The organism is Methylobacterium sp. (genome assembly GCF_019745455.1).
In the GTDB taxonomy this organism is placed as follows: Bacteria; Pseudomonadota; Alphaproteobacteria; order Rhizobiales; family Beijerinckiaceae; genus Methylobacterium.
In genome coordinates this window covers 1-9,921 of the sequence record NZ_JAIETD010000090.1, presented here as the reverse complement: position 1 = coordinate 9,921, position 9,921 = coordinate 1, and the positions used below count along the sequence as shown (strand labels likewise).

Annotated in this window: 7 protein-coding genes and 1 pseudogene; 3 read left to right on the top strand and 5 right to left on the bottom strand. The window is 63.0% G+C overall.

Going from position 1 to position 9,921, the window contains the following annotated elements:
- Positions 1-113 precede the first annotated feature (113 nt).
- Together K2Y56_RS17800 and K2Y56_RS17795 are read left to right on the top strand one after the other, a co-directional pair.
- On the top strand, positions 114-314 hold the full coding sequence (locus K2Y56_RS17800) for a hypothetical protein (RefSeq protein ID WP_292510476.1): 201 nt from the start codon (positions 114-116) through the stop codon (positions 312-314).
- A 2-nt stretch (positions 315-316) separates the two neighbouring features.
- Positions 317-798, top strand: a pseudogene (locus tag K2Y56_RS17795) (TonB-dependent receptor); the annotation flags it as partial.
- Positions 799-1,138: 340 nt separating this feature from the next.
- On the opposite strand, the gene K2Y56_RS17790 reads toward K2Y56_RS17795, so the two are convergent.
- On the bottom strand, positions 1,139-2,662 hold the full coding sequence (locus K2Y56_RS17790; protein ID WP_292510473.1) for a sensor domain-containing diguanylate cyclase: 1,524 nt from the start codon (positions 2,660-2,662) through the stop codon (positions 1,139-1,141).
- An 855-nt stretch (positions 2,663-3,517) separates the two neighbouring features.
- Here K2Y56_RS17790 and K2Y56_RS17785 point away from each other — a divergent pair.
- A complete protein-coding gene (locus K2Y56_RS17785) occupies positions 3,518-6,334 on the top strand; it encodes a PAS domain S-box protein (protein ID WP_292510470.1) in 2,817 nt (938 codons plus the stop codon).
- A 493-nt stretch (positions 6,335-6,827) separates the two neighbouring features.
- Here K2Y56_RS17785 and K2Y56_RS26550 read toward each other — a convergent pair whose 3' ends face one another.
- From K2Y56_RS26550 to K2Y56_RS17770, 4 genes are all read right to left on the bottom strand, one after another.
- Positions 6,828-7,208: a TonB family protein gene (locus K2Y56_RS26550; protein ID WP_366849058.1), complete on the bottom strand. Its 381-nt coding sequence runs from the start codon at positions 7,206-7,208 to the stop codon at positions 6,828-6,830.
- A gap of 176 nt (positions 7,209-7,384) precedes the next feature.
- Entirely contained in the window at positions 7,385-7,753 is a 369-nt protein-coding gene (locus tag K2Y56_RS17780) for a septal ring lytic transglycosylase RlpA family protein (RefSeq protein ID WP_292510478.1), read from the bottom strand.
- A gap of 184 nt (positions 7,754-7,937) precedes the next feature.
- Positions 7,938-8,177, bottom strand: a complete 240-nt coding sequence (locus tag K2Y56_RS17775; protein ID WP_292510467.1) for a hypothetical protein — start codon at positions 8,175-8,177, stop codon at positions 7,938-7,940.
- A 283-nt stretch (positions 8,178-8,460) separates the two neighbouring features.
- On the bottom strand, positions 8,461-9,921 hold a 1,461-nt coding region (locus K2Y56_RS17770), incomplete at its 5' end, for an EAL domain-containing protein (protein ID WP_292510464.1).

Below are 9,921 nucleotides of genomic sequence, written 5' to 3'. Positions count from 1 at the left end.
GCCGCATGGCCCGATGGCCACCCCAATCCCCGCCAAAGCGGTCCTCGAATTTACACCTCGTCCGCGGACGCTACCGAGGGGAAGCAAGTGCGTGAAACCAGGGGAGTGTCCCAATGTCGGCCGACTCCATCCCATTCTGGCGGCTTCTCGTTGTAGCCGAAGAACAACTCGACTGGGGTACCGATCCCGATGTGCTGGAGAAAGCCGCACAGGCGCTTTTCAGGGTGGAGCCCGACAGCATCGTCGCCGCACAGCTCCTGGCCCGGAGCGCTAACCTCAGGGTCGTACAACGGCGGCTGCCACAGCACGCCTAGTCACCTCTGAGCCGAGCCGCCCCACTCGGCGGTTCGGTGTCGAATGGTCCGACGGCTATGCAGTCACGCCCTGGCTCCCGTCGGAGGGCGACCTCACGGTCGGCAACGCCGCTTCTCGGATCGAGACTTCGCCGGTAACCTAGTGCCCGAGCTCCCTGCCACGATCGTTGCGGCGGGCATTAATTCTGGCGAAGGCCTCGGCTGGTTCGGTTCGGTGCGTCTTCGCTAATTCGGGCCGCGCCCACTCATCGAGGATAACTCGGTACGCTCCTCGCCCACGGCTCTGCTCAGCGGCCGTATCGGCTACAGCGTTGAGGGCGGGATCAGCCTGTCCCTCGACGTTCTCAACCTCACCAGCGCCAAGTCTGACCGAATCACCGACTGCTATATCTCTCGACGTCCTGCGGAGGATGGCGATGGCATCGCGGATCGCCGCTTCCACCCCGTTGAGCCCACCGCCGTACGGCTAACCCCTTCGGCGAGGGCAGTCCCGAGGGCGGCATGTGCGATGTTCCTCATGCTCTCTCCACCTCGATTGACGAACTCGGCCGCTGAGGAGCGGCCTCCTGAGGATAAGCCTAAAGGTGGAAGCTGGATCGATTCCGTGACGTTCGCACGAGTGGAGGTCAGGTCACGCACGGGAGTAACGATCCTGGCCTGATCAACTCAACACGTCGGCGCTTGATCGCCGTTGATGAGCCATCGAGGCTAGATCAACGACACAACGAAAGTCCAATAGAGAGAACCCGGGACGACGCCGTACACGTACAACAACAGCGGCGAGGAGATCAGCTGGTCGGCGGCACGAGAAAGCGTGGGTCTGCTCAGCCCCCCACGACGCGCAGCGGCTGGCGGTTGATCACCGGGGCGTAAGCGAATGCTGCACAGCGCGTCTGGTTGCGCCCGCCCGCCTTGGCCTCGTAGAGGGCGGCGTCCGCGTGGCCGTAGAGGTCGGCGGCATCGGCGATACCCGATGCCAGCCCGATGCTAACCGTGACGGTACCCGCACCGATTCCGACGGCACCGATTGCCAGATTTCTCACCTGAGCATGTACTTCGCTAGCGACGCGACGTGCGCCATCCTCGTCGGTGTCGGGAAGGAGCAGCACGAACTCCTCGCCGCCGACTCGGCAGGCAAGGTTGTCGGGCTTATCGATGCTCGCGGAGAGACAGCGGGCGAGCCCCATCAGCAACTCGTCGCCGACCGAGTGGCCATAGAGGTCATTGTAGCGCTTGAAGTGGTCGGCATCGACGACAAGCAGCGAGAGCGGCTTGCCCGTTCGTTCGGCATCCGCGCAGGCTCTGCGGTACGCTTCCTCAAAGCGCCGCCGGTTGGCTAGCCCGGTCAGGGTGTCGGTCTCTGAGAGCCTGACCAGTTCCGCCTGCATCGCGCCACGCCGCTGAAGCTCCCGCCCGAACAGCAGGGACAGCGCGACGGTCAACCCGCACAGCACCAGCACGACGCTGCCGATCACCACGGCCTTCGCTCGCCACCCCGCCTCGACCTCGTCGACGGAGAGCGCGACGTTCAGGATCAACGGCAGCTCGCCGACCCGACTGAAGGTGTAGAGCCGCCGCACGCCGTCGCGAACGGAGGTCTCGACGAAGGAACCGCTCCCCTCCTTGACGAACCGATCGAAGGTACGGGAGCCGGCGATGTTCACACCGACATCGGCCTCCAGGTAGGGATGCCGGGTAATACGCGTGCCGTCTCGAAGGTAGAGGTTGATCGCTCCGTCGCTGCCAAGGCCAATCTGGTCGAACAGGCGAGCGAAGTAGGAGAGCTTGAGGCTGCCCAACACCAATCCGCCGAAGGAGCCGTCGGGCTTGTCGATGCGCCGGCTGAAGTTGATCATGCGCTCGCCTGTCAGGCGCGAAACGACAGGCTGCCCGACGAACAAGCCCAGATGACGGTTGGCCTTGTGAGCCTGGAAATAGTCGCGATCGCCATAGTGGGCCTTGCGCGGCGGCGAGGCCCCGGCGTCCTCGATGATGTCTGCATGCTCGTCGAGGACGAACATGACGCCGAGATCGCGAGCGGTCGCGGCGCGATCGAACAGCACGAGCTGGCGCATAGCCCCGTCGAGTTGTCCAAGACCAGGCGCCCGAAGATTGTCCTGCACCGCCTGGAGCGTGAGATCGATGATCTCGACGTTCCGAGCGATATCGCGCTCGATGACCTGCAGGAGATTTCGCGAGGTCTGGCTCGCCTTGTCCCAAGCGTCCCGTCGCATGTCGAGCAGCATCAGGCCCGAGACGACGAGCATGCCGACGGGCGCTAGGACGCTGAACGCGATCCACGTGCGAGCGGATCGAAGCCGTCGGGCAAAACGGGGCGGCAGGAACATAAGCGGCCTTTCGCCGGCAATTTTCTCGGTGCTCGGACCTTGCCACGCCAGGGCCTAACGGGACTTTTCCGTGAACCATCGAAGGGTTCGCTCGAGCCACCAGTGGCTAACGATTCCTGCGCCTGATCACAGAAACTTGAAGTCGAGGAGTAATCCTCACCCGAGCTCGAAAACCCGGATCGGATGCCTGGCCGAAATCCGTAGACCAGAGCCTTGCTCGGTATGGTGGTGACGGTCGGATCCCAAGCGGCAGCTGCAGTGCCAGTCGTGGCCGTCACATCCATTTCTCAAGGTAAGGTAGGCGACGTTTCAAAGGATGCTTGCGCCTCCGGCCCAACTCGGACCTTCAGAGTGTCCGCGTTCGGACAGCCTGAAAGAACCGGCACGTACGACGCTCCTCCAAAAGCTGTAGAGAAGCCTTAGACTATCGGCTGGAAATCTTGGATTGGCACATCGCCCATCCACGGCCCGGCGACCATCAGAGTCGCTGTGTAGACTGTCCTATTGTTCTCGTCGCGCCCCAGTTCCGTAAAAGCCTGATTGTCTCCATTCGTCGGAATCTGATTCAGCGCGACCGTCGGAGAGACATTCATGGCCTCGTCACGTGGCGTCTTTGGGCTGCCCAATCAATGCTTTCCCTGTCCCGGATAGACGTCGGCCCGTCCTGGATGCGGAGATCGTAGCGAGCCAACGTCGCCACGCTGATCGATGCCCCTCATGGCGAGACGCTCATGGCGACCGACGTGTCAGGTGCGTTAGCGGATCAGGTCGGAAAGTGCCCCACGTGCAATCGATAAGGACGCCAAAGGGAAACATCCCTGTCATTGCGTGACTTTCCTGCCTATGAGCGCCGAAGTGCTGTCGACCCTCCCGCATTCCACCGTGCCCGACCCCAGAAAGGTGACGCTCACCCGCGACTGGAGTGCAACCTCATTAGGCGCCATGCAGACGTGGCCGGCCGCGCTGAGGACGCTGTGTGAGGTCATCGACGGCTCCGCCCAGCCCATGTTTATCGTCTGGGGGGCGGACCGGATCCTCATCTACAATCAAGCCTATGCCCCCATCCTGGCCGAGAAGCATCCGGAGGCACTCGGAAGACCGTTCCTGGAGGTGTGGTCTGAGATCCGGGACGAGCTGACGCCACTGGTCGAGCGTGCTTATGCCGGCGAGGCTGTCCAGATGGACGACATCACGCTCGTCATGAACCGCCGCGGTACCGTCGAAGAGGCACACTTCGCGTTCTCCTATACGCCGATCCGAGGTGAAGCCTCCCAGGTTGCCGGCTTCTTCTGCGCCTGCTGGGAGATTACGGCTCAGGTCATGGCGGAACGCGAGCGAAGAGTGGTCGCGGACAGGGTGCAGGCCGCTCTCGCCATCCGGACGGTCGGCATCATTCGATGGGGGCCTGACTTCGGTCTCGTAGAGGTGAACGAGGCCTTCCTACGGATGACCGGCTTCACCGAGGAGGAGGCGCTCGGCAGGACCTGGCAGGAGCTGACACCGGAGGAGTTCTGGCCAGCCTCCGAGAACGCAGTTGAGCAGGTGCTGACCCTGGGCGAGGCTGTGCCCTACGAGAAGCAATATTACCGCAAGGACGGCTCGCGCTGGTGGGGGCTTTTTGCCCCGCGGAAGGTCGAGGACGGGGCCATCGAGTTCGTGCTCGACATCACCGAGCGCAAGCAAGCCGAGGAGCAGTTGCGCGAGCGTGAGAAGCGGCTGCAGCTCATCCTGAACTCCGCCACAGACTACGCCATCCTCACCCTCGACCCTGAGCGACGGGTGACAAGCTGGTCGGCTGGTGCAAAGCGCACCTTTGGGTTCGAAGGCGAGGAAATCCTCGGCCAATCGGGCGACCTCCTGTTCACGTCGGAAGACCGGCAGGCCGGTGTGCCGGAGGAGGAGATCCGAACAGCCAGACTCGAGGAGCACGCCCCGGATATTCGCTGGCATCAACGCAAGGATGGCAGCCGCGTGTTCGTGCGAGGCTCGACGACCATTCTGCGAGAACCTTCAGGTGCGGAAATCGGCTTCCTGAAGGTAGCCCACGACGAGACCGAGCGCCGTCGCGCCGAGGAGGCGGTCCGCGAGACGGAGGAGCGCTACCGCTTGGCGGCACGTGCCACGAACGATGTGATCTGGGACTGGAATTTAGCCACGAACCAGATCCGCTGGAGCGAGGCCGTCGAGACCTTGTTCGGCTACAAGCCCGAGGAGATCGAGCCTTCCGGTAGCTGGTGGGAAGCCAAGGTGCACCCTGACGATCTGCAGAGAGCTCGGGATGACGCCGCTGCCGCTATCAAGGGGCAGACGCTTGGTTGGACCTCCGAGTACCGCTTCGCACGCCGGGACGGGGGCTATGCCGACATCCTGGATCGGGGCACGGTCATTCAAGATCGCTGCGGCCGAGTCGTTCGCATGGTGGGGGCCATGCACGACCTCACCCGCCACAAGCAGGCCGAAACGACGCTGCGCCAGCTCAACGAGACGCTGGAGCACCGCGTTGTCGAGGAAGTGTCCTCGCGCCTCAAGACCGAGGATGCCTTGCGGCAAAGCCAGAAGCTGGAGGCCATCGGTCAACTCACCGGCGGCGTTGCCCATGACTTCAACAACCTGCTGACTGTCATTCGCGGCTCGGCGCAGATGCTTTGCCGGCCGACACTGCCGGACGAAAGGCGCCAGCGCTACGCCGAAGCCATCGCCGAGACGGCTGACCGGGCGACCAAGCTGACGAGCCAGCTCCTCGCGTTCTCGCGACGCCAGGCGCTCAAACCCGAGGTTTTCAACGTCGGGCAGCGGATCGATGCCATCGTCGACATGCTGCGCACCGTCGTCGGCTCGCGCGTGGAACTGACCGCCAACACGCAGTGCGAGATCTGTTACGTCGAGGCCGACCCGAGCCAGTTCGAGACGGCGCTCGTGAACATGGCCGTGAATGCGCGCGACGCCATGGATGGTGTGGGCCAACTCAGGATCTCGATCGAACCGATGACAGGGGTCCCTGGCGTCAGAGGGCACAGCTCGGCGAAGGGGAACTTCGTTGCCGTGCGAATCAGTGACACGGGCGCTGGCATCCCGACGGAGAAGCTTGCTCAGATCTTCGAGCCGTTTTTCACCACCAAGGAGATCAAAAAGGGCACCGGTCTCGGCTTGAGCCAGGTCTACGGCTTCGCCAAGCAGTCGGGCGGCGAGGTTGCGGTCGAGAGCGAGCCTGGTGAGGGCACGACCTTCACAGTCTACCTCCCACGGGTACCAGCGGCTGTGGCCGCGGCTGCCTTGGAGAGCACGGCCTCCGACGAGGCCCGTGGACATGGCCACGTGCTGGTGGTGGAGGACAACGAGCAGGTCGGGCGTTTCTCGACGCAGCTTCTCTCCGAACTCGGCTTCGAGACGACCTGGGCTGCAAATGCCGAAGCCGCTTTGGGCCTCCTGACGGAACACCCGGCCCGATACGCGGCCGTGTTCTCGGACGTGGTGATGCCAGGAATGAACGGTATCGAGTTCGGGAAAGAGGTTCGGCGGCGGCAGCCTGACCTGCCGGTGGTTCTGACCAGCGGCTACAGTCACGTTCTGGCCCAGGAGGGTAGCCACGGCTTCGAGCTTCTCCACAAGCCCTACGCCATTGAGGACCTCACCCGGGTGCTACGCAACGCCATCCGTGAACGAGCGGCCTGATATTCCGACCCTGCGCGAACAGGTGGGATCCTCGTGGCATCCCCCTTCGATGGGCTTTTCCCGAATGGGAGTACCGACCGCGGCAGGGGCTGAGAGCCCGAGCCGCCACATCCTATTCGTAAGAGTCGTACGCCGGGGGTGTAGCCGACCGGTCACGGTCCGACCTGACGACGTTTGGGGAAGCCGCCGCGTCAGACCGTGACCTTCCGGACCATGGTGCGGGGCGGGGTTGAATGGGCCGCTCCTCGACCAACTCGCGGACGTCTCGCGGGGCTGGGCGATCACCCGGCATTCACTGCCAGCCGGTAAGTGACCGTAATCCGTGGCACATAACGGCCGTCATACCAGTCATCAAACGCTTGGCGGCGCTGCGCTCATGGCCGATCCTCCGGCGGAAACACGTAGAGCAAGGGCGACCTCTCTCCCATCGTTGCCTTGAAGCTCGCGGCGATGGGCCAGGCGATCGTTCGGCAAAGTGTCGCGCAAGGTAAGGTCAACGGCCGAGCCGAAGAGGGAAGCTGAGGTCAGTCGTCCCCGCTTTCGTTAGCAGCGGAGACGGTGGCGGGCTGAAGGGACTGGCTGCTCGGACGAGGGACCTCGCCCGCTCATCGAGATCGGGCGAGCCTGAGCTTCTCTCAACATCGACCCGGTTCACAAAGCCGTCCGCAGCGATCTGGACGCGAACGATGACCTCACGGGACGACTTGCGCCGCGATGGCTTGACGTCCCTGCCGTTTGCCTCGTCGATCTTCATGATCACGGCCGATAGCCAATCCTGCACTTTGGCAGAGACTTGCTCCCGAGCCTGGGCTTGACTCGTGACGAGAAGGACAGCGCAGAGGCCGGTCCGGCAGGCGAATGCGCGAAGTCCCATGCCCAAACCTTCTCGGACGCTCATACCTGTCAACCCGGCAAACGTACGATTGGGCGACCAAGGGCATGATCTTGGTTTGGTGGGATGCGCGGGCCTGGGCCTCACGCGGCCTCGGTCGGTTCAAGCACCTGAGGGCGTCGAGGCTCACTTCGGCCTCCCGCAGTTCAGCATACCCGTCAGAGTCGTGCGACAACAACCCTGGCCACACCGGCCACGCCGATGGCGCGTGCCGAGGCTTTGGAGAGGTCGATGACGCGTCCGCCCACAAAGGGCCCTCGGTCGTTGATGCGCACGACGATGGAGCGACCGGTCGTCTTGTTGGTCACCCGAACGCGCGAGCCGAAGGGCAGCGTGCGGTGCGCGGCCGTCAGGGAATGGGTGTTGAAGCGCTCGCCGTTGGCCGTCCGCTTGCCGTGGAAGCCCGGACCGTACCAGGACGCCATTCCGGCCTGACCGCGTGCGGCCGTTTCGGCGTGCGCGCAGGTTGTCACCAAACACGTGGATGCGGCCAGAGAGATGGCAACCAGTACAGTCTTGACGTTCATCATGCTTTCCCGTTGGGCATTCAACGAGACGGCAAAATGAATGTTATTGAGGCGACAATATGATTGGACAGAATGTGTCAGAACATCAGCGATTGCGCCACATTTTTGGCGAATGATGTGAGGGTCGCCGCCATTCCTGGAATGAACGACTAAGACAGTGGATTGCAATATTGGGTGAGAAAAATCAGCCGATGGCGGCCGGGAGCAAAATCACCAGCACCATTGAGCCAAAGGAGCCCAGCGCCGCCCGTATCCGGGTCTGAACTGGGGCGATGGAAGGTCCGGGTGGAGTCGGCGTCCTCATGTCGGTCACGAGAGCTGCAGGCTTTGCATCCGCGCTCTGCAGGTGCGGCGCGATGGGGGCGCTTCCATCGATCCTGTCTGCGCGCAGAAGCGTTGGCATCGTGGTCTCGTTGTCATCCATGCGACCCCGCCCCTTCGGCTCGATCGGTGTGCAGCAGGAATGCTACTCCTCCGCGGTGAGCAAGGAGCCCTCGCTTGCGGAGGCGCGCCGTCATCCGTTGAGTGAGATACGGGCATGCTCGCTGGAGGTGAGGACCTTCAGGCGACAGGAGCTTGCGGGCTGTTGTACGAACCTTGCAGGACTAGCCGTCATGCGAGCAACAGGCTGTGAGCCAGTAATGTGCAGCTCGACCGATTGTGGATGCTCACGCGAGACCGGAGAAGTGGCATTCGGTTTGGGCCACTTAGGCTGCCGCCCTTACTCGGTTACGCTTCATGAATTTGAGCAGGTCGTCGGCATGTAGTGGCTTGCTGAAGAGGTAGCCTTGGATTTGTTCGCAGCCTTGCTCGCGCAACCTTTTAAGCTGATCCTCGGTCTCGATCCCTTCAGCCGTTATCGTCATGCCAAGCCCAAGCCCAAGCGCGACGATGGCTCGGACAATTGAGGCCGTGCCCGGATTGCCAATGTCCTGCACGAACGACCGGTCGATCTTCAGCTTGTCGAAGGGAAAGCGGCGCAGGTAGCTCAAAGACGAGTATCCAGTCCCGAAATCGTCGAGGGCCGTGCGGACGCCGAGGTTTCGAAGAAGATGCAGGGTGTCCATCACGTCCGGACCGTCCTGCATGAGCACTGATTCAGTGATCTCAAGCTCCAGCCGATGGGCGGGCAGGCCCGAGCCAGCAAGGGCCTGCATCACCGTCTGGACCAGTCCTGCATTGCGGAACTGAATAGCTGACACGTTCACCGCCACGCCCACCCGAGTCGGCCAAGTCGTTGCAGCGCGGCAAGCCGTTTGCAGCACCCATTCACCGATGGGGATGATCAGGCCGGTCTCTTCCGCCAAGGGGATGAACGCCCCGGGCGAGACAAGACCATGGACTGGATGCCTCCAGCGCACCAGCGCCTCCACGCAAGAGACGCCGCCGCTCGCTGAATCCATGATAGGCTGATAGTGGATCTCGAACTCGCCGCGCGTCAGCGCGCCTCTCAGGTCCATCTCCAGACGCCGCTTCTCTTCCACAGTCTCGTCCATTGCGGCTTCGTAGAAGCGGCGTGTGTTCCGGCCGTCTGCTTTGGCCCGATAGAGGGCACGGTCAGCCCGTCGGATCAGTGTCTCGGCGTCCAAGGCGTCGCGAGGCGAGAGCGCGATACCGACGCTGACACCCACTTCGACCCGCTGACCTTGCGTGATGACCGGCTCGCTCATGACTTCGATCAGGCGCTGGGCCAACGCATCCGCGCTTGCGGGCTGGAGAGCGCATGCAAGCTGAAGGATGGCAAACTCATCACCTCCAATCCGAGCGAGCGTATCACCTTTGCTGACGACGCTCTGGAACCGCTGCGCCACCTCCTTGAGGAGCGTGTCACCGGCCAGATGTCCAAGTGTATCGTTGACGGTCTTGAACCGGTCGAGATCGAGGTACAGCAGCGCAAACTCGTTGCCTTGCCCGGAGACGTTGGACAGAGCGAGGTCGAGGCGCTCACGGAAAAGAAGACGGTTGGGCAAGTCCGTGAGCCCGTCATGGCAAGCGAGATGTGCGAGGCGCTCCTCCCCCTCTTTCCGCGCGGTGATGTCGATGTGGGTTCCGATCACCCGAAGTGCGCGACCTGCGGTGTCCCGGCTCACGACGTGCGGATTCCGACGGAAGCCGGCCACCCATTCCGACGCGAAGCCGGCCAGCGTTCCGATTTGATGTCGGCCACC

Bases quoted from the DNA above. Each gene is read 5' to 3' on its own strand.
- K2Y56_RS17780 (WP_292510478.1), bottom strand. From the start codon at position 7,753: ATGAACGTCAAGACTGTACTGGTTGCCATCTCTCTGGCCGCATCCACG.
- K2Y56_RS17775 (WP_292510467.1), bottom strand. From the start codon at position 8,177: ATGGATGACAACGAGACCACGATGCCAACGCTTCTGCGCGCAGACAGG.
- K2Y56_RS17800 (WP_292510476.1), top strand. From the start codon at position 114: ATGTCGGCCGACTCCATCCCATTCTGGCGGCTTCTCGTTGTAGCCGAA.
- K2Y56_RS17790 (WP_292510473.1), bottom strand. From the start codon at position 2,662: ATGTTCCTGCCGCCCCGTTTTGCCCGACGGCTTCGATCCGCTCGCACG.
- K2Y56_RS26550 (WP_366849058.1), bottom strand. From the start codon at position 7,208: ATGGGACTTCGCGCATTCGCCTGCCGGACCGGCCTCTGCGCTGTCCTT.